Source organism: Cycloclasticus sp. P1, assembly GCF_000299965.1.
Lineage (GTDB): Bacteria > Pseudomonadota > Gammaproteobacteria > Methylococcales > Cycloclasticaceae > Cycloclasticus > Cycloclasticus pugetii.
In genome coordinates this window covers 1,457,207-1,476,754 of the sequence record NC_018697.1, presented here as the reverse complement: position 1 = coordinate 1,476,754, position 19,548 = coordinate 1,457,207, and the positions used below count along the sequence as shown (strand labels likewise).

23 protein-coding genes are annotated in these 19,548 nt (G+C 41.1%); 8 read left to right on the top strand and 15 right to left on the bottom strand.

Features of this window, described 5'->3' with window-relative positions; translation table 11 throughout:
* Positions 1-174: 174 nt before the first annotated feature.
* The 5 genes from Q91_RS07125 to Q91_RS07105 all read left to right on the top strand — a co-directional run bounded on the left by Q91_RS07125 (position 175) and on the right by Q91_RS07105 (position 4,681).
* Positions 175-2,031 carry a flagellin gene (locus Q91_RS07125; protein WP_015006210.1) on the top strand — a complete coding sequence of 619 codons (1,857 nt, stop codon included), beginning with the start codon at positions 175-177 and terminating at the stop codon, positions 2,029-2,031.
* Positions 2,032-2,096: 65 nt separating this feature from the next.
* A complete protein-coding gene (locus Q91_RS07120) occupies positions 2,097-2,504 on the top strand; it encodes a flagellar protein FlaG (protein ID WP_015006209.1) in 408 nt (135 codons plus the stop codon).
* A gap of 53 nt (positions 2,505-2,557) precedes the next feature.
* Positions 2,558-3,940 (top strand): flagellar filament capping protein FliD, encoded by a 1,383-nt coding sequence (fliD, locus tag Q91_RS07115; RefSeq protein WP_015006208.1) that lies wholly within the window; start codon positions 2,558-2,560, stop codon positions 3,938-3,940.
* Positions 3,941-3,965: 25 nt separating this feature from the next.
* Complete coding sequence (gene fliS, locus Q91_RS07110) at positions 3,966-4,361, top strand: flagellar export chaperone FliS (RefSeq protein WP_015006207.1); 396 nt, start codon at positions 3,966-3,968, stop codon at positions 4,359-4,361.
* Between the two features lie 5 nt (positions 4,362-4,366).
* Complete coding sequence (locus Q91_RS07105; RefSeq protein ID WP_015006206.1) at positions 4,367-4,681, top strand: flagellar protein FliT; 315 nt, start codon at positions 4,367-4,369, stop codon at positions 4,679-4,681.
* A 7-nt stretch (positions 4,682-4,688) separates the two neighbouring features.
* On the opposite strand, the gene soxZ is transcribed toward Q91_RS07105, so the two are convergent.
* The 9 genes from soxZ to Q91_RS07060 all read right to left on the bottom strand — a co-directional run bounded on the left by soxZ (position 4,689) and on the right by Q91_RS07060 (position 12,054).
* Complete coding sequence (gene soxZ / locus Q91_RS07100) at positions 4,689-4,991, bottom strand: thiosulfate oxidation carrier complex protein SoxZ (RefSeq protein ID WP_016390086.1); 303 nt, start codon at positions 4,989-4,991, stop codon at positions 4,689-4,691.
* Between the two features lie 45 nt (positions 4,992-5,036).
* Positions 5,037-5,495, bottom strand: coding sequence for a thiosulfate oxidation carrier protein SoxY (gene soxY / locus Q91_RS07095; RefSeq protein WP_015006204.1), 459 nt, complete (start codon positions 5,493-5,495; stop codon positions 5,037-5,039).
* Between the two features lie 270 nt (positions 5,496-5,765).
* Positions 5,766-7,844, bottom strand: coding sequence for a FimV family protein (locus Q91_RS07090; protein ID WP_015006203.1), 2,079 nt, complete (start codon positions 7,842-7,844; stop codon positions 5,766-5,768).
* Between the two features lie 73 nt (positions 7,845-7,917).
* On the bottom strand, positions 7,918-8,937 hold the full coding sequence (locus tag Q91_RS07085) for an aspartate-semialdehyde dehydrogenase (RefSeq protein ID WP_015006202.1): 1,020 nt from the start codon (positions 8,935-8,937) through the stop codon (positions 7,918-7,920).
* Positions 8,938-9,046: 109 nt separating this feature from the next.
* Positions 9,047-9,694, bottom strand: a complete 648-nt coding sequence (gene adk / locus Q91_RS07080; protein WP_015006201.1) for an adenylate kinase — start codon at positions 9,692-9,694, stop codon at positions 9,047-9,049.
* A gap of 345 nt (positions 9,695-10,039) precedes the next feature.
* Entirely contained in the window at positions 10,040-10,843 is an 804-nt protein-coding gene (locus Q91_RS07075; RefSeq protein WP_015006200.1) for a peptidylprolyl isomerase, read from the bottom strand.
* Positions 10,833-11,129, bottom strand: a complete 297-nt coding sequence (locus tag Q91_RS07070; protein ID WP_015006199.1) for a BolA family transcriptional regulator — start codon at positions 11,127-11,129, stop codon at positions 10,833-10,835. Before Q91_RS07070 ends, Q91_RS07075 begins: the two co-directional genes overlap by 11 nt.
* Positions 11,130-11,148: 19 nt before the next feature.
* The gene (locus Q91_RS07065; protein WP_015006198.1) at positions 11,149-11,703 is read right to left on the bottom strand and encodes a septation protein A; all 555 of its coding nucleotides are present in this window, start codon (positions 11,701-11,703) and stop codon (positions 11,149-11,151) included.
* An 18-nt stretch (positions 11,704-11,721) separates the two neighbouring features.
* Positions 11,722-12,054 (bottom strand): hypothetical protein, encoded by a 333-nt coding sequence (locus Q91_RS07060; RefSeq protein ID WP_015006197.1) that lies wholly within the window; start codon positions 12,052-12,054, stop codon positions 11,722-11,724.
* A gap of 100 nt (positions 12,055-12,154) precedes the next feature.
* Here Q91_RS07060 and zapE point away from each other — a divergent pair, with 100 nt between their 5' ends.
* Both zapE and Q91_RS07050 read left to right on the top strand, forming a co-directional pair.
* Positions 12,155-13,258, top strand: a complete 1,104-nt coding sequence (gene zapE, locus Q91_RS07055) for a cell division protein ZapE (RefSeq protein ID WP_015006196.1) — start codon at positions 12,155-12,157, stop codon at positions 13,256-13,258.
* A gap of 11 nt (positions 13,259-13,269) precedes the next feature.
* Positions 13,270-13,578, top strand: a complete 309-nt coding sequence (locus Q91_RS07050) for a DUF1244 domain-containing protein (RefSeq protein WP_015006195.1) — start codon at positions 13,270-13,272, stop codon at positions 13,576-13,578.
* Between the two features lie 95 nt (positions 13,579-13,673).
* On the opposite strand, the gene gorA is transcribed toward Q91_RS07050, so the two are convergent.
* Genes gorA through dapC form a run of 5 tightly spaced genes read right to left on the bottom strand, consistent with a single transcriptional unit; the run spans position 13,674 to position 18,568 of the window.
* The gene (gene gorA, locus Q91_RS07045; protein WP_015006194.1) at positions 13,674-15,023 is read right to left on the bottom strand and encodes a glutathione-disulfide reductase; all 1,350 of its coding nucleotides are present in this window, start codon (positions 15,021-15,023) and stop codon (positions 13,674-13,676) included.
* 26 nt (positions 15,024-15,049) lie between these two features.
* The gene (gene dapE, locus Q91_RS07040) at positions 15,050-16,177 is read right to left on the bottom strand and encodes a succinyl-diaminopimelate desuccinylase (protein ID WP_015006193.1); all 1,128 of its coding nucleotides are present in this window, start codon (positions 16,175-16,177) and stop codon (positions 15,050-15,052) included.
* On the bottom strand, positions 16,174-16,524 hold the full coding sequence (locus Q91_RS07035) for an ArsC family reductase (RefSeq protein WP_015006192.1): 351 nt from the start codon (positions 16,522-16,524) through the stop codon (positions 16,174-16,176). The genes dapE and Q91_RS07035 overlap by 4 nt, the downstream gene beginning before the upstream one ends.
* Position 16,525: 1 nt before the next feature.
* Positions 16,526-17,344 carry a 2,3,4,5-tetrahydropyridine-2,6-dicarboxylate N-succinyltransferase gene (gene dapD, locus Q91_RS07030; RefSeq protein ID WP_015006191.1) on the bottom strand — a complete coding sequence of 273 codons (819 nt, stop codon included), beginning with the start codon at positions 17,342-17,344 and terminating at the stop codon, positions 16,526-16,528.
* A 27-nt stretch (positions 17,345-17,371) separates the two neighbouring features.
* A complete protein-coding gene (gene dapC / locus Q91_RS07025) occupies positions 17,372-18,568 on the bottom strand; it encodes a succinyldiaminopimelate transaminase (protein ID WP_015006190.1) in 1,197 nt (398 codons plus the stop codon).
* 87 nt (positions 18,569-18,655) lie between these two features.
* Between dapC and Q91_RS07020 the strand changes: the two genes are divergently transcribed.
* Positions 18,656-19,255: a TIGR04282 family arsenosugar biosynthesis glycosyltransferase gene (locus tag Q91_RS07020; protein ID WP_015006189.1), complete on the top strand. Its 600-nt coding sequence runs from the start codon at positions 18,656-18,658 to the stop codon at positions 19,253-19,255.
* On the opposite strand, the gene Q91_RS11620 is transcribed toward Q91_RS07020, so the two are convergent.
* Positions 19,252-19,443: a hypothetical protein gene (locus Q91_RS11620; protein WP_041230522.1), complete on the bottom strand. Its 192-nt coding sequence runs from the start codon at positions 19,441-19,443 to the stop codon at positions 19,252-19,254. The two genes, Q91_RS07020 and Q91_RS11620, sit on opposite strands and share 4 nt — an antisense overlap.
* Positions 19,444-19,548 lie beyond the last annotated feature (105 nt).

Sequence of the window (19,548 nt, the reverse complement as noted above, 5' to 3'; positions counted from 1 at the left end):
GAGGCTTGGTGATGCCACTTAGTTGTAACCTACAAAAAACTTAAAATAAATCCTAAAGAATATTTTTATAGCGCCGATACCTTAAGCGGAGGCGGTGAATATCTAGTCATACTCAAAGATATATCCGTCATGTTTTAGAAAAAGTAAGCATTAGGCTTACATAGGAGCAATAAAATGCCTCAATTTATTAACAGTAATATTGCGTCTTTGACGGCGCAACGTAACTTAGATACATCACAAAGTTCGTTAAACACGTCGTTACAAAGACTTTCTTCCGGTTTACGTATTAACAGTGCTAAAGACGATGCGGCCGGCCTTGCCATTTCAGAGCGCTTTACCACACAAATTCGTGGTTTAAACCAAGCGTCTCGAAATGCAAACGATGCTATCTCTCTTTCTCAAACAGCTGAAGGCGCATTGGGTGAGATTGGTAACAACTTGCAACGTATTCGTGAGCTAGCGATTCAGTCTGCTAACTCAACAAACTCATCATCAGATAGAGCGGCGTTAAACTTAGAGGTGCAACAACGTTTAGCTGAGATTGATAGAGTCGCAGGACAAACATCATTTAACGGTCAAAAAATTCTTGATGGCACGTTTGGTAGCGCCCAGTTTCAAGTGGGTGCAAATGTAGGCGAAACGATCAGCTTAGACTTATCAACAAGTACACGTCTGGACTCTATTGGAGCGGTAGCAACAGCAACATCATCGACTAATCTAACTGATCTAATTGATGGTACTGCCGCAACCTTTACAACGGCTGCTGCTGGTCTTGTTGCCGATTACTCTACGGTACCGGCCACTGCGGGTTCAGATACAATCACATTTGCAAATGCTCCTGCGGCGGCAAATGATACGATCACTGTCGAAGGCGTAGTTTTTACATTCCAAGATGCAGGCTCTGGTAACGCTGATGTTTATACTGTTGTTGATGCTAATAATGTAACAATTGCTACTGATTTTGCAGCTGATTCGGTTGCAACAAATGCAGACTCCTTTGCCGCAGCGTTTGCTGCAGCAAAAGCAGATTCGTTAACTACATCTGCCCTATCTGGATTAACGACAGAGTCGGATAATACTGATACCGTTACATTGTCAGATGTAAATGAAGGTACAGCAGCAACAGTCGGACGTACTGTTAGCGCTTCATTTGCAACACCGGGCAACATTGCGATTGTGCAAGATGTAACTGGTTCAGATGCTGACACATCAGCAAATAGTAACTTTACTGTTACGGCACCAGGTGGAAGCTTGTTCACAGTAACACTGGATACAAACATAACGGATGCGGCTGATTTGTTGGCAGCCATAACTGGATCAACAGGTTATGCTAGCGCAGGTTTTACGGCAGAGAGTGATGGTACTAATATTACTTTTACCGATGAGGATGCTTCTACTGGTAACTTTGCATTGGCGGGTTCAGAGACGGTAACTGCAATCACAGACGGCGATGTAGCAGGGGTAGCTGGCACATCAGTGACAGTAGCAGGTGATTTTAGTATACAAATAGGTACTCAGACAGCTTTTACAGTTGCTGATAGTACATATACCACAGCACAAAGCCTAGTGGACGCTATTAATACAGCGTTAAATGGTGAGGGTTCTGCGGCGCTTAATACTGATGGTACCTTGAACGTTGTTTCTAACGAAAGCATCACCGTGACGGGAACTACTGGTCTGACAACATTGGGTCTAGCTTCATCAACAGATGTATCTGGAAGTTTATCGACAGCTGCTGTGGATACTGTGGCTAATTCAGAAACGACCATTCGTCAGGTTGATTCTGCATTAACGGCTGTGAGTTCTTTGCGTAGTACGTTTGGTGCGATTCAAAACCGTTTTGAATCTACTATTGCTAACCTAGCAACTACCTCAGAAAACTTAAGTGCAGCGCGCTCACGTATTCAAGATGCTGATTTTGCAGCAGAGACAGCAGCGTTGACTAGAGCGCAAATTCTGCAGCAAGCAGGTGTGTCAATTTTGTCTCAAGCTAACTCGTTACCACAAAACGTATTAGCCTTGTTGCAATAGGGCGTTAAGGGTAAATACTGGCTTTATGAAAATAGAGCCAGTATTAATCTAAACAGGAGGTAGTTATGGAAACATTAAATTTAGTTAGTTCGGCACCAAAGGCGGTAACGTCTAAGGCGTCTAATGTTACCGTATCAACTGATAGTGTTATTGCACAGAAGGTAAGTAATCAGTCAATGGGTGGTCAAGCTTTGCCGGAAGAGGTAAGCGGTAGCCAGTCATCAGCTGCACAAAAAATTGAAGAAACGGTGAGTGATTTGAATAGCTTTGTTCAAAACGTTCAACGATCTATACAATTTAGTGTGCATGATGATACTGGTCGTTCCGTTATAACGGTAACAGATAAGGAGTCGGGTGATGTTATCCGGACTTTTCCGTCTGAAGATGTGTTAGCAATGGCAGCGTATTTGGCTGAAAACAAGGCGCAATCAGAAGATGCGGCTCGTGGTTTGTTGGTAAACGAAAGTGCGTAGGAGGCAAGCTTTTTGCATAGTTATTTCAGTATTATGTAAATAAGGAAACCATTATGTCAATTTCATCAGCAGGTATCGGGTCTGGAATAGATGTTAATACATTGATCACTCAGTTGGTTGAAGCAGAGGGTGTCGATAAATCAAACAGGCTTGACTTTAATGAAGCTGAATATTTAGGTGATATTTCAGCGTTTGGTTCTTTGAAAAGTGCTTTATCTATTTTTCAAGGGGCTGTTCGAGACTTGCAAGATACAGCGGATTTTCAACTCAGGTCTGCTTTATCCAGTAATGATGAGGTTTTTACTGCGACGGCTGATGAAACAGCGGATGTCTCGCAATATGGCATTGAAGTTGTTCAGTTAGCACAAGCGCACAAGTTGATAACAACCAGTGGTTTTGCTGATACGGATACAATAGGAGACGGCACCCTAACATTTACCCAGGGTGCTGATTCTTTTTCTTTAACGATTGATGCAACAGATACCCTAACGGATATTAGAGATGCGATTAATGCTGCCAATGATAATACAGGTGTTTCAGCTTCTATTATTAATGTCGATTCGGGGCAACAATTAGTTTTTACAGCAACATCTAGTGGTTTAGATAATGCAATAACAATAACAGCAGTCGATAGTGATGGCGAAAATTCAGATGAATTTGGTTTGTCACGTTTAGTCAATACACAATTAAATACACCAAGCGCAGCTCAAGATGGCCAAATAAAAGTGGATGGTCAATTAATCAGCAGTAATAACAATACATTTTCGGATGTGCTGGATGGTATTACGATTAATGCTGTTTCAGTTGGTGCAGGTGAGCAGTTAACGGTTGCGCAAGACCGTGAGGCGATTACGTTTAAGATTGATACCTTTATTGCCAACTATAACGGCTTAGTTGATACCTTTAATACACTGGGTTCATACGATGCGGCGACAGAATCAGCAGGATTGCTATTGGGCGACTCTACTTTGCGCGGTATTAGCACATTAATAAGACAAGAAATTTCCTCTTCTGTGACTGGGCTTACAGGTCCTTTTAGCACGTTAGCAGAGCTAGGTATTACAACAGATGAAGAGGGTAAGCTATCCTTAAATAGCGAGACGTTAAACGCTGCTTTGGACAGTAATTTTGATCAAGTTGGACAATTATTTGCTGCGAGTAATGGCATCGCCAATACGTTAGATATGGCTATTGAGGGTTATATTGGCTCAAATGGAATCATTGATTCTAGAACAGCCGGTATACAAGTCAGCGTGGATGATATTGCCGATCAGCGAGAAGCACTAGATAGACGGTTAGTGTCCTTAGAAAGTAGGCTATTAAGTCAATTTACCGCCATGGATATACTGGTAAGTTCTTTACAAAATCAGAGTAATTTTTTAACACAGCAGCTGGCTAATTTACCAGGTGCTTATAATTCAAATAGTAATAATTAAAGTACATTTATAATTGGAGAATCCTATGAATGGCGCAACTGCATTAAAACAGTACCAACAAACATCCGTACATGGTGGTGTAATGGACGCATCACCACATAAGTTAATCCAAATGCTATTGGATGGGGCCTTATCGCGAATATTGTCTGCAAAAAGCGCTTTAAAGCAACAGAACGTTGCTAAGAAAGGTGAGCAAATTGGAAGTGCTATTTCAATTATTGAAGGACTTAGAGCGAGTTTAGATTTCAAACAAGGTGGTGAAATATCAAAGAATTTAGATGCACTTTATGAATATATTAATCACGTTTTATTACAGGCGAATATTAAGAATGATGCTGCCTTGCTTGATGAAGCGGGTAAGCTTTTGAGTCAGATCAAAATGGGGTGGGATGCAATAAGCCCTGATGCCGCGCAACGTTAATTTTTATGCCAAGTGATTTACAACGCCTTGACTCTATTCTTGCGGATACTGAAAAACTAATTCAGCTAGCTCAAGAGGGTGAATGGGATACAGTGGTAAAGCTTGAAAAAGCACGTGATACAGACATACAGCATCTGTTTGAAACACCGCCAGATATCGAAGCTGTAGTATTGGCGGAAGCTATTCAATTGGTGCTAGATAAAAATAAAATCCTAACTCAATTTTTATTGAGTCAGCGTGATAGTCTTCGTATGGAAATGTCGCAAGCAGGGCATGCACATAAAGCTATTAATGCCTATTTAACAACGGTTAATAGTTAGAAATAAGCTATTTAATGGTTGTGTCAGTCTTTTTTACATCGCCGGTATTATCATTCCACCGTAACGATAAAATATCGCCTTTTTTACCCTCTTTAAATGAGAAAGCCAGATAAGGGTTTTGAGATATTGATGTGCCAAATTGTGCTAGAAAAACTTCTTTACCGTTGTGTTCGCAGCTAAGTTTTTGAATATATTTCGCAGAGATCCTTTCGCCTGAGTCTTTATCAATACGTTCACCTGTTTCCATGGGGTGTATAGCTAATACCCTAACATGAGTGATGTTATTTATTATTTTTGCTCTCACTTTCATTTATATCTCCAAATAAGATGAGATTAATAACGAATTATTAAGTTGCTAACGAGTACACCCACTTGATGAGACTTTTACTTCTTGGCTTCTACTATATAGCTTGTCTCCTGCTTTGATAACAGCGATGACGGTGCTAGTTTTAACTAAACGAATTCGGGTCGACACAGATGCTAATGTATCTGGTGGGATTTGAAAGGTCGCCGTTAAAGGTTGAGGGTTGTCTTGTACAAAAATACTAATTGAGTCGACACCTTTTAGCTTGGTTTTGATCGAAATAGGAACAGCATCGCTATTTTCTGCTGTTTTAGGCGCCTTTAGCTTTACCTCGTTACTGTTAATGAGGGTCGATGAGCCAAATAAATGTTGGTATGCCTTATTAAGAGTGTCGGCATTAAAGGCATTGTTAGCCCATGCCGCCCAACTAGTGAGGGGAGATATCAAGGTTAAACAAGTGCTGGTACCCACAGCTAATAATTTTAGAAATTCTCTACGTGAAATAATCATCTCTTTTATAGTTTCTTTATGATTAAAACCTATAAAGGAAAACCGTCTGTAATGGAGCCTTCGTTTGTGCAGTCGCTAGTCTTAGTCATTATTAAACGTATTTTCAAGTAGGGTTCTTTATGACAATCAAGCAGCAGACTCTTTGCAAATGAGCAAGGTGCCTTTATTAAAGGGTCGGTTTTGTTTGTCTACGTACGTTCGTATTGAGCATTTTATAGCATAAAAGGGAGGTGCAGCTTTTATGCTTACGATCGCATTAAAGGTGGTTTTTTACAAACTATCGAGCATCTTTTGTGCTTTTTCTTTGTCGGAATCGTTACCGTTCTCCAATATTTCTTCTAATGTTTGACGAGCCGACTCTGTGTCTTCCATTTCGAGAGAAGCTTGTGCTAATGAAAACATGGTTTCAATACTCTCACTGGTAGGGTTGCTCAGATCCTGTGGTGTATCTTGATTTTTGATTAGGTCAAAATCAAATTCAAACTCACTCTTTGGTTCTTCGTCGTGGTTAGCTTCTTCAGGCTCAATGTCTTGTTGTATTTCTAAATCAAGGTCAAGGTCATCAGTTTGAATTGGTGCTGCTTGAATTTCAATGTTTTCTTCTGCTGGTGCTAGAAATAGTGGTGAGTCAGGGCAGATGTCCATGCCCATATCAACAATGCTATTCCATGCGTCAGGGTCTGAATCTTTTAGGTCTGATAATGAACTGGCCTGTTCTTCAAAAGCTTCAGCGTTATTGGATGAAAAGTAAACATCAAGCAATTTTAATTTAAGAGCTAGGTTTTCTGGCTCTGATTCTATCGCGCTTTTGATAAGATCTTCTGCTTGTTGGAATCGACCATAAGCAATATAGACATCACACTCTGTTAGAGGGTCCGCTTCTTGGGTATGTTCACTGCTGCCGAATTCGCTGGGTATGAATTCGCTTAAAAGAGGCTCTTCTTCGAGTATAGTAGATGAGGTATCAGTATTGTCTGTATCAATAGTTGGTACAACAGCTGGTGTATCAGAAAATACGTCCTCAGGCTGTGTTTCCTTACGTTGCTTTTTTCGACGTGCTAAAAATAGCCCAAGTAGAACAAGGAGCGCGCCGCCGCCATAAAGGGCAAGGGTGTTATCATTATCCTTGCTATCATTTTTTTCGACAGGTGTGTCAATAGGGGCTGGCTTTACAGTTGTTGCTGTTGATTCAGCAACGACAGGTTTTGCTGCTTGTAATTGTGCTAGCTGCTCATCTTTTAAAGCTAATAAACGTTGTAGTTTGTCTACTTGTTTTTCTAAATCATTGAGACGTGATTTAACCTCTTTGTTTTCTTCTTCAAGGGTTGTAGCCATCTCAATGGCAATGTTTGCTTGCTCTGTAGAGCTTGTTGAACCTATTGGGGTATCAGTGGTGTTGCCTTCTATAGGTATATTTTTTTCAGTATCTTGCTTCGGTGTTAATAAGGTTAGTTTTGCCTCATCTAGGTTATTTTCAAGTTTTTTTTTAACGTCGGATGTCGCTGCAAGGGCTTGGTCTTTCTGGTCTAGTTTTGCAACGGCCGCTGGCGTACTGGAGACGGTAGTTGATGAAGACCAGAGTGTATTGTGTTTAATATATTCATCACTGGCTTGTGTAGGGCTGAGGCTTTCTGCCTGTTCAGTGCTTGGAAGTTTAAGCACCGCTCCTTTTTTTAAAGCATTGATATTTTCTTTGTAGAAGGCTTCTGGGTTATTGTCATAAAGGGCCAGCATCATTTGTTGATGAGTGACAGTACGATTATTAGTAATGAGTTTTTTAGCAATACCCCAGATAGTATCGCGACTTTTTGTTGGGCCATATTCACTGGCAGGTGCAGTTTGCACAGTAGTGGTAGGAGGTGTATATGTTGTTACCGATGCATCGTTTACGGGTGTTACTGGTGTAATGCTGGGTGTTTGAGGTAGTTCTAGTGGGTTGGTTCTAACATCAGACATTGTGATGGGGGGATCTAAAAGAATAGTAAATTCTTTTAATGTACGCCCCTGGGGCCATTCAACTTCGAGAATAAAGTTTACGAAAGGTTCTTTTATGGTTGCAGTCGAACGAACATCAACGGTAATTTCACCGTTTTTACCTAGCACAGGGGTGAACTTTAATTGGGTTAGATAGTGTGGCCTATCAATTCCTGCTTTATCAAAAGTCTCTCTTGAAGCAATGCCTATTTTTATATTGCTGGGGTCTTCTTGTTTGGAGCCAACAAGCGGAATCTGCGCTTTTAACAACTGATTTAAGGCAGAATACGTTGTAATTTCCCCGACACCTAATGCGTGGGCACTTGCAGAATTTAACAGGCAAAGTGCGGCAATAGTTTTTGTAGGCTTGTTCATTTTGTTGCTCCTAAACTAACGATAGTCGTCTATCCATAAATTAGTGAAATATATTATTAATATCAACTATAGACTAAAGATAATTTTTTACTAGTACTTCGGCAATTTGTACGCTGTTTAATGCAGCGCCTTTACGAACATTATCTGCAACGACCCAGAGGTTAAGTCCTCTAGGATGAGAGATATCTTCTCTGATGCGACTGACATAAACATCATCATGACCTGCTGATTCGGTAACTGCTGTTGCATAACCACCGTCAATGCGTTCATCAAGAAGTGTAATTCCGTCAAATGAGGACATTAGCTCACGGACTTTTTCGACGCTGATTTTCTCTTTAGTTTCTATGTGCAATGCCTCAGAGTGGCCATAAAAAACAGGTATCCTGACAGCAGTTGGGTTAACTTTGATTGAATCATCGTTAAAAATTTTGTTGGTTTCCCAAACCATTTTCATTTCTTCTTTGGTGTAGCCGTTGTCTTGGAAGACATCAATTTGGGGTAATGCATTAAAGGCTATTTGTTTTGGGTATACTTTGGCCTCAGCATTTTTGCCATTTAATAATTTTGCTGTTTGCCCAGCTAGTTCTTCAATGGCGCTTTTTCCAGTGCCTGAAACGGCTTGGTAAGTGGCAACATTTATACGCTCAATACCGACCGCATCATAGATGGGTTTTAAAGCAACCAACATTTGAATGGTTGAGCAGTTTGGGTTTGCAATAATGCCTTTATTGGTATGTTGCGCGATGGCCTCTGGGTTTACTTCGGGCACCACGAGTGGAATGTCATCGTCATAGCGGAAATGTGATGTGTTATCAATAACAACACAACCGGCAGCGGCAGCTTTAGGCGCATACTCTGCAGAAACAGAACCGCCTGCTGAAAACAAACCAATTTGAACTTGACTAAAATCAAAGTCGGCGAGGTTGCCGATTTTTACGTTTTTGCCATTAAATTGAACAGTGCCACCAGCAGAGCGACTGCTTGCTAAAGGGTAAATATTTCCAACAGGGAACTTTCTTTCCTCAAGGATAGATAGCATCGTTTCACCAACGGCGCCTGTAGCGCCAACAACAGCAATATCATATGTTTTCATTTAGGTTATTCCTTGCAAAATCATTAAGTTTTAAGTGAAATTATCAGCTTAATCAAAAGTTAAGCTAATGCTTTATTGTTGTATCGCCGAGAATTTGCTCGGCAAACACCTAGTCGTCGAGCACTGCGAATATTTTTGCAGTAATGTCTTGCACACCACCAACACCCTCAATGGTGCTGAATTTAACTGCAGATGTTTCAGCAGCCTTTGAATAGAAGTCAACAAGTGGCGCTGTTTGGGAGTGGTAAGTTGTTAAGCGATCGCGAACAATGTCTTCATGATCGTCGGCACGTTGAATTAATGGCTCACCAGTAATGTCATCAAGTCCCTCTTGTTTAGGCGGGTTATAAGTAAGGTGGTATGTTCTGCCAGAGTCCAAGTGCACGCGCCTTCCAGCCATTCTACGGACGATTTCTTCGTCATCGACAGCAATTTGTATGACGTGATCAACCTCTATGCCCATGTTTGCAAGGCCAATGGCTTGTGGGATTGTGCGTGGGAAACCATCTAACAAGAAACCTTTTGAACAATCATCTTCTGTTAATCGTTCTTTGATTAAGCCTAAAATAATTTCATCAGAGACAAGGCCGCCGACATCCATAACCTTTTTTGCTTCAATACCTAATGGTGTGCGAGCTTTAACGGCAGCTCGTAACATATCTCCCGTGGAGATTTGAGGAATACCGTACTTTTCAGTGATAAATTGCGATTGTGTCCCCTTACCGGAACCAGGGCCACCCAATAAAATTATGCGCATTAATTGTCCTCAAAACCATTGTTATTTTAATCGCGCAAAATAACATAATACGAGGTTTTAATCCAGTTGTTAGCGCTGTTATAGACGTTAGGTGTGGTGATTTTTAAGCTTCTCAATGGGCAGATATACCATCATTGATCAGCTCGGTTTTTGATGTGAGAGCGGGAAGGCGGGTATGTTTTTTATTTAAATAAAGTAGGTCTATCTGATGTGAGAGGATGAGCAGTACGCGTTTTATAAGGTGAACTGGTCACGTCTTAATTGATGAGGTGCGGGTAAACGTAGAAAGGTGGGGGGCAGCATAGAGGCCCTTGATAAATGGCCTCTATGCTGTTGTGTTTAGGGCTATTGAGGTTTTTGTGGTGTGATTTCGATTTTTGCTTTTTTTCTTAAATCATTAATGTGTTTTTGAATATGTTCTTGTTCGAGACTAGCCGTAATGCTCGGTTTGACTTGTTCAAACGTTGGCGGCGTCCCATCACGTTTCCCAGTGCGTAAAATGATATGCCAACCAAATTGAGTTTGTACAGCCTGTTTAGTGTATTCATTATCTTTCAAAGAAAGCACGGCTTTCGAGAACTCAGGTACCATTCGTTGCGGAGCAAACCAACCTAAATCCCCACCTTTTGGGCCGCTTGGTCCTGTTGAGTATTCCTTGGCAAGTGTAGCGAATGGAGTACCTTTGTTGAGTTTCTCAATAACTTCTTTCGCCTGCGCTTCTTCTGATACTAAGATATGGCTAGCTTTAAGTTCTGTGACATCCATTTCGTTAATGTTAGCATCATATTCTTCTTTTAGACGCTCTTCAGGAATAGGGTTGTTGTCAAGAAAGTCAATCATAGCGACTTGAGAAAGCATGCTTAAATTAATAAACTTCATGCGTGCCTTAAAGTCAGAAGATTTGTCTAACTTATTCTTATGAGCTTCTTCTTTTAGGAGTTGCATGTTAACGATATCATCAACCAGTTGGTTCATTGGGACATTGTTTTTTGAATCGATTTGACGCCTTTCTAGGGCGTAAAACTGTAAGGTTGATTGTTTGAGTTCTTGTCCATTAACAATAGCGATGGTTGGGTCTTCGTTTGCGAATGCCTGTGGGGCGATAGATGCTAGTAAAATTGAACCAATGATGACTAATTTACCCTTCATTTAAATCTCCTGTTGTCGGTTTTTCTTCTGGTGTAAAGGCTTTAATGCTAAGTGCATGAATGTCGCTTTTCATCATGTCACCTAATGCTCGATAAATAAGCTGGTGACGTTGAATTCTTGATTTATTTTCAAATTTATTAGAAACAATGGTCAGGTAAAAATGCCCACCACCTGATTTAGCACCTTCATGCCCTGCATGAGATTGGCTATCATCTAATACTTGAATGAACTCGGGCTGAATAGCCTTATTTAAAGTGTCTTTTATTATATCTGTACGGTTTGTCATTTTATCTGTAGAAAAATTCCTAGTTATGGTTATCTGGTTGGTTTATAGGGTCTTCGATGTGCTTGGTAAGGTAAATGCCTTGAGCCACAATAAACATTATTGTTAACCCAAGCATTCCAAACAATTTGAAATCTACCCAAGTATCTGTGTCGAAATTGTACATAACATACAGGTTTAAAAGCCCTTGTACTACAAAGAAAAGAGCCCAAATGCCATTTAGTTTTGTCCAAATTTTGTCAGAAAGTGTTAATCCACCGCTCATCATGCGTTTAACAAGAGGGGTGTTACCAATAAAGTGCGTGGAAATGCAAGCAAAGGCAAAAAGCCAATTGATCACTGTGGGTTTCCATTTAATGAAGGTTTCATTTTGTAGGTAGAGTGTTGCGCCACCAAAAAGAAGCATAAGGCAGAAAGTCATTATATGTGTTGAATCGACTCGTTTATTTTTAAGCCAAAATGAAGCAACCTGAAGGCCAGACGCAATAATTGCGACAACTGTTGCAGCGTATATGCCTTGCCATTTGTAGACAATAAAAAATAGTAATATTGGAAAAAAATCAGTCAGAAGTTTCATGGTATAGGAGGTGTATATTTAAACAGAAAAATCTACGCCTAATTGACTGTGGAGTTCATCGCGTAGAGTTTGGCTTTCTAGAGCCTGATGATCAAGGTATGACTGGATTGATTTTTGGTTTTTGTAGTCTAGGTTGTCAATATGAATATTGGCTTTTTGACTGTCATTTAGCGTTTCAATTTTTTGGATTATTTCAGCGCGTTCAATGTTTTTAGTTGTTAACGGGCTGTTTTTCTCCTGACTTGCTATGTGCTTTTCATTTAAATCTTCCTGTGTGCCAGTCGGTTTGTTGGCAGCCTTTTTAGGATTGGGTATTAGGCTAACACCGGTTAAATTTGCTTGAATGTTCATGAGGGATAATTGCTACAATATACTTAATTTAAGTTGCTGGCTTGGTAACGACTTCAATATCTTCAAATTAACAATTTAACACAATTATTGATATTTCACTATGAGCCCATTAGAACGCTATGAACTTGATCTGGCGCAAAAAAGTTTTATTAAAGATGATGCACAGAAAATCATTATTCAGTGTTTAAATGATTTGTATAAAGAGCTGCTCAATACACCCTCCCAGCTAACTGAAAAGAAAGGTTTTTTTTCTATATTTAAGGCCAAATCAGAACCTCTTTTATTGGCGCCCAAAGGGCTCTACTTATGGGGAGGTGTAGGGCAGGGCAAAACCTATCTTATGGATATCTTTTACGATTCTTTACCATTTAAAGAAAAGCAGCGAACACATTTTCATCGGTTTATGCAAAAAGTTCATCAACAACTCGGTGAGATAAAAAATGTTGAAGATCCACTACAAAAGGTGGCCGATGGAATATCACAACGTTGTAGGGTGTTGTGTTTTGATGAGTTTTTTGTTTCCGATATTACCGACGCAATGCTGTTAGGCCGCTTGTTTGAGGCTTTATTTAAGCGTGGTATCTGTTTAGTTGCAACGTCTAATATCGAGCCGGATGGTTTATATAAGGATGGACTACAACGGGCAAGGTTTTTACCCGCTATCGAGGCATTGAAGGCCAACTGTAAGGTTAGAAAATTAGACAGTGGAACAGATTACCGATTGCGAGAATTAGAACAGGCGGAAATCTATCATTCTCCCTTGGATGATCAAACAGACAAGGTATTAAATGAGTTGTTTGAACACTTAACCGTTGCAGATGTTGAACCTGAGTCAGCACTTGAAATAGAGGGGCGGATTATTGATGTAAAGCATTGCTCAGAAGGGGTTGTATGGTTTGATTATCAAGTCATTTGTGATATTCCACGTGGTTCAGCTGACTACATTGAAATTTCGCGCTGTTTTCACACCGTATTGATATCAGACGTTGTGGTAATGAATGATATGAGTAATGACCATGCGAACCGTTTTGTTAATTTAGTCGATGAGTTATATGCTCATAATGTTAAATTAATTATGTCAGCACAAGTGTCTGCTGAGAAGTTGTATCAAGGTAAAAAGCTGGCTTTTCAATTTGAACGTACAGTCAGTCGTTTGCTTGAAATGCAATCACATGAATATTTAGAAAGGCCCCACTTACCCTAAAAAGGAGAATAATGATGGATAAACAAACACAATTAGAAATTGAAGCCGCCACTTTTAGGCGTATTCTTAAACACTTTCAAACGAAGACAGATGTGCAAAATATTGATTTGATGAATTTGGCAGACTTTTGCCGAAATTGTTTTTCTAAATGGTACATGGCTGAAGCGAAAGAACGAGATGTTGATATTGATTATGAAGCGGCTAGAGAGGTTGTGTATGGCATGACGTTTGCCGAATGGAAAGAGAAATATCAATTACCAGCAACACCTGAACAATTAGCAGAATTTGAAGCCGGTGAGGCAAGACGTAAAGGAGGTTAGAGCTAACCTCCTTTCATGCTGCTACGGTGCCACCTAGGTTAGTGTTTTTTGGGTGACAAGACCGTTGATGACTAAGAGCCTATTGATATTAAAGGCTAGGTCATCGTCACTAATTCTTCCGCATTTGTTGGGTGAATGGCAACGGTATCGTCAAAGTCCTTTTTGGTTGCGCCCATTTTGATAGCTACAGCAAAACCTTGAAGAATTTCATCAGAGCTTTCACCGAACAGGTGACAACCGACCACTTTTTCTTCTTTTCCTGTGGTTACCAGTTTCATAGTGGTGGGCTGTTTATCAACTGATAGCGCCTGTGTCATAGGGTTAAAGGTGGAGGTGTAGGTTTTTACGTCATCGCCAAATTGCTCGATGGCTTGCTCTTGTGTGAGGCCAATTGTTCCGATCGGCGGGTGTGAAAAGATGACGCTAGGAATCAGGTTGTAATCTAATTTACGCTCGTGCTGGCCGTTAAATAATCGGTCGCAAAGGCGGCGTGCTGCTGCAATAGCGACGGGTGTTAAGGCAGCTCGCCCAGTCACATCGCCGACGGCAAAAATATGCTCTTGAGATGTTTTTTGCCACTCATCGGTGGTGATAAAGCCACGTTTATCAAGTTCAATACCTGCCTTTTCAATAGATAATGAATCGGTGTTTGGTTCACGTCCAATTGCCCAAATAACTTCATCGTATTCGCCGTCAACGACGCCAGTAGTGGTGTTGATGGTTAATTTTCCTTCTGGGCTTTTATCAATAGACGTTTGTGTGGTTTGAGTTTCAACTTGAATACCTTGGTGTTGCATGGCTTTCATTAACTCAGTACCTAACATACTATCGAATGATCGAAGAGCGTGGTCACCTCGTATAATAAGTGTTACTTGAGTGCCTAAGGCTTGGAAGACACCTGCGAGCTCAACGGCAATAAACCCTGCACCAATGATGGCCACTTTGCGGGGCTGTTTTTCAAGTTCAAAAAAACCATCCGATGTAATACCGTATTGCGCACCAGGAATATTGGGGATAGCCGGTTTACCCCCGGTGGCGATGAGGAAACGTTTAGCCGTATATTGTTTGTCACCAACCTGAATAGTGTGACTATCAATAAACGATGCGGTTCCTTCAATATGTTCGACGTTATTGTTATGTAAATTATTGCCATAAATTCCATTGAGGCGTTTGATGTAGGCGTCTCGATTTTGCTTTAGCAAGTGCCAGTTAAAGGAATTGAGTGAAGCGTCAAAACCATAATCGCTAGCCGAGTGAATAATGTCTGCTGTCGAGGCGGCAAACCACATTACCTTTTTAGGAACGCAGCCAATATTAACGCAGGTTCCACCGAGCCTAGCTTGCTCAACAACTGCACATTTAGCACCGTAAGAAGCTGCTCGATTCGCACCAGCGATACCACCGCTACCACCACCAATAGATATTAAATCAAAGTCATAGTTCATATAAATCAGCCAGTTATGTTTTGTAGTTAAAGTAAAATATTTTCTAGTATTTTAGAGTAGGTCAGTGATAATGTGTCTAAATCGTCAATACGGACGCATTCATTAACCTTATGGATTGTTTCGTTAATGGGGCCTAGCTCAATGAGCTGGGCACCACTTGGGGCAATAAAGCGACCATCAGATGTGCCGCCGCCAGTCGATAAAACAGGTGTACTGCCGGTTAGTTCATAAATGGCTTGTTCAACAGCGTTGGTTAATGTTCCTTTCTCGGTCAGAAATGGTAAACCGGATACCTGCCAACTAAGCTCATAATTATCTGAATTTTGGTCCACTATGTAAGTGATACGCCGTTTAATGTCTTCGGGTGTTAATTCGCTCGAGAAACGTAGATTGAACACTAAATTAAGTTGCCCAGGAACAACATTTTCAACACCGGTTCCAGCATTAATATTAGAGATTTGAAAGCTAGTTGGGGGGAAATATTCATTACCCTCATCCCATTTTTCTGCCGTTATTTTTGACAAAATAGGGGCTAGGGCATGGATAGGGTTATCGACTAATTCGGGGTAAGCAACATGGCCTTGTTTACCAAATAAGGTTAAATAACCATTGATCGAACCGCGTCGACCAACGCGTACCATATCACCAAAACGTTTATGGCTCGACGGTTCACCAACGATACAAAAATCGATTTTTTCTTTGCGCTGGTTCAGTGTGTCAATGACTTTAACAGTACCATCATGGGCGGGGCCTTCTTCATCGCTAGTGATTAAGAACGAAATAGAGCCGTTGTGAGTGCTATGTTCGGTAATAAAACGATCACAAGCAGTCATCATTGCCGCTAAACTGCCTTTCATGTCAGCGGCACCACGGGCATAGACCAAGCCATCCTTGATGGTAGGTTCAAAAGGTGGAGTACTCCATTCTTCTAGTGGACCCGTAGGTACCACATCGGTATGACCTGCAAAACAAAATAACGGCGCTTCGCTGCCTTTTCTTGCCCACATATTGCGTGTTTCGCCGAAGTTCATCCACTCTATTTTGAAGCCACGTTCTTGCAGGTACTCTGCCATCAAGTCCATGCAGCCTGCATCGTTAGGCGTAAGTGATTGCTTTTTAAGTAAGGCAAGGGTGAGGTTTAATGTATCACTCATGTAGACAATAGTTGTTGGTATTGATCAGCGGAAAAGCCAAGTGCTAGGGTTTTGCCGGTATCTAAGAGAGGACGTTTAATGATCGCGGGGTTTTCTAACATGATGCTAATGGCCTTTTCCCTATCGATTGATGATTTTACCTCATCATCAAGTTTGCGCCATGTTGTACCTCGTTTGTTAATCATCGCTTGCCAACCAAGGCGGCCTTCGAGAGCGCTTAAAAGAGCTTCGTTTAGGCCATCTTGCCGGTAATCGTGAAACGTAAACTCGATCCCATTATCAGTCAGCCATTTTTTGGCTTTTTTAATGGTGTCACAGTTTTTAATACCATACATAACGATGGGCATATTAATCCCTTAATAAATCGTTTAAACCAGTTTTACTGCGAGTTTTTTCATCTACCGTTTTGATAATAATGGCCGCATATAAGCTATATGTACCGTCTTTTGATGGTAAATTGCCCGGTACAACCACAGAGTAAGGAGGAATACGTCCATACATAATTTCGCCTGTTTCACGGTTGTAAATTTTTGTACTTTGGCCGATGTAAACACCCATTGAAATCACGGAACCTTCGCCAACAATAACGCCTTCAACAATCTCAGAGCGTGCGCCAATGAAGCAATTATCTTCAATGATGGTAGGGCCTGCTTGTAATGGTTCTAGAACACCACCAATACCAACACCGCCCGATAAATGAACATTTTTACCGATTTGTGCACATGAGCCAACTGTTGCCCAACCATCAACCATGGAACCGCTATCTACATAGGCGCCAATATTAACGAAAGAGGGCATGAGGACAACATTAGGTGCAATGTATGAACCTGCACGAACCACTGAACCTGGTACAGCACGCATACCGGCATTTTTAAAATCTTCTTCAGTGTAGTTAGCAAATTTAGTCTCTACTTTATCGTAGAAGCGGTTTTCATCACGGTCCATGACGCGGTTGTCGTTGATCTTGAACGATAATAAAACAGCTTTTTTTAACCACTGATTGACCACCCAGTCGCCGTCTTTTTTTTCTGCAACACGACCTTCGCCACTGTCTAGCATAGCAAGTGCTTGTTCAACGGCACTGCGAATTTCTGAGGAGACTGATTTTGAATCAAAGTCAGCGCGGTTTTCAAAAGCTTCATTGATAATGTTTTCAAGGTTTTGCATGTGTTAATCCTATAATTTAATGATAGTTTAAAGAGTTTGTATGAATTGTTTAATTCGGTGTGCGGCGTCTAAACATTCGTCCACTGGTGCTACCAGCGCCATACGAATATGATTTAAACCAGGGTTGCCGTCGTTTGTGTTGCGGGCTAGAAACTGCCCAGGTAATACGGTGATATGTTGTTTTTCGAACAGTTGCTGTGCAAAGTCGATATCAGAAATAGGTGTTTTTGCCCATAAATAAAAGCCCGCGTCGGGTGCTTTTACATCCAAGCTATCGTCAATTATAGACAGCACATCTTTGAATTTTTGAGCATAAAGAATGCGGTTTTCATTAACATGTTCTTCGTGTCCCCAAGCGGCAATACTGGCATGTTGGGTCGGCGTTGGCATGGTGCAGCCGTGATAAGTACGGTAATTAAAATAGCTTTTTAGAACCTTAGCATCGCCAGCAATAAACCCTGATCGCAAACCCGGCGCGTTTGAGCGCTTGGACAGGCTATGAAAAACAACACAACGTGAAAAATCTGTGTTGCCCATGTTCTGGCTGACCTCTAATAAACCTAATGGTTTATTGTGTTCAGTGGTGTATATCTCTGAATAACATTCATCCGCCGCAATGATGAAGTCATAACGGTGTGCTAGTTCAATAAGTTGTCTTAGTTGTGCCTCGGTATGGTTTGCACCACTGGGGTTGCCAGGGTTACATATATAAAGTAGTTGGCAGTTTTTCCATGTTTTTGTGCTTACTTTGTCGTAATCGGGCAGGTAATTGTTTTCTTGATCACAATTGATGAAGAATGGTTTTGCACCGGCTAATAAAGTTGCCCCTTCGTATATTTGATAAAAGGGGTTTGGCATGGCAACGATGGCCTTATCACTTCGTTGGACAACGCATTGTGCGAATGAGAAGAGGGCTTCTCGTGTGCCACTAACCGGTAAAATATGTGTGTTTGGGTCAAGCGCGTTAGGGTTTATATCAAAACGTTGAGAAAGCCATGCGGCAATGCTTTGTCGTAATTCGTCTAGCCCTTTTGTGGTTGGGTATTGGCCAAGGGTATGTAAGTGTTTTAGCAATGCATCGGTAATTATTTGAGGCGTAGGGTGCTTGGGTTCGCCAACAGATAAAGCGATATGCTCTAACTGATTGGGTGGTGTAATACCGTGCTTGAGTTTAGCGAGTTTCTCAAATGGGTACGGTTGAAGAGAAGCTAAATCTGGGTTCATAACGAAAGGATATTTTTTGTAGCGTGGTAGTATAGGTGATTAGCGTTTAGGATAAAACGCTCCAAGCTAACAATAATAGCAAATCTGATGGCTGATACAGTACTGCAAATTTTTGCGAAGGCACCTATAGACGGTTTTGTAAAAACGCGCTTGATACCCGAACTAGGTGTGAAGGCAGCAACTGATGTATATATAACGTTATTAAGCAGTGTTGTTGAGTTAGCTGCTAGCAGTAGTTACAGCGTCCAACTATGGTGTGCGCCTGATTTACAACATGACTTTTTTCAGCAGGTTGCTAAGAAATATAAATTTGCCCTACGCAAACAACGCGGCGCTAACCTGGGTGATAAGATGAAGTATGCTCTTGAGCAAGGGCTTCACGAGGCAAATAGGGTTGTGTTGATTGGTGCCGATTGCCCAGTTTTTACTCTCAATTATTTAATGGAAGCATTTCAGTTACTGACAGACTCGAAGGTGGTTTTGGGGCCGGCAGAAGATGGTGGTTTTGTATTAATTGGTTGCACCAAGGTGCGCGACAATATGTTTAGTCAGGTTGATTGGGGTGAAGCAACGGTACTAAGCCAGACCTTGAAGGCATTGACAGGTGCAAAACTGACATATAGCTTGTTGCCGATGCTTTGGGATGTCGATACGTTAAGCGATTTAAAGCGATGGCAGGCTAGTTAATGGGGCTGTTGAAGGTCTTCTATGAAGGCTGTGGTGTGGCCTCGTAATTCATTGGCTGAAAAACTTCGTTGTACAATTTTACTTTTTAATGTCGCCAGTTTTTGTTTAATACCGTCTAGATTTTCTTTTTCAATCTCTCGTAAAACAACAAATGATTCCAACTCGCTGCAAATTGATAATCGTTTCATCAAAAAGTTTTGAGGTAACGAGTGTGCGGTAGAGTTGAGTTAGCGTTTCACGGTTTTGGAGTGGTGTTTGAAGAGGTTGTAATAACGCTCCGTGTTCATCAAGAT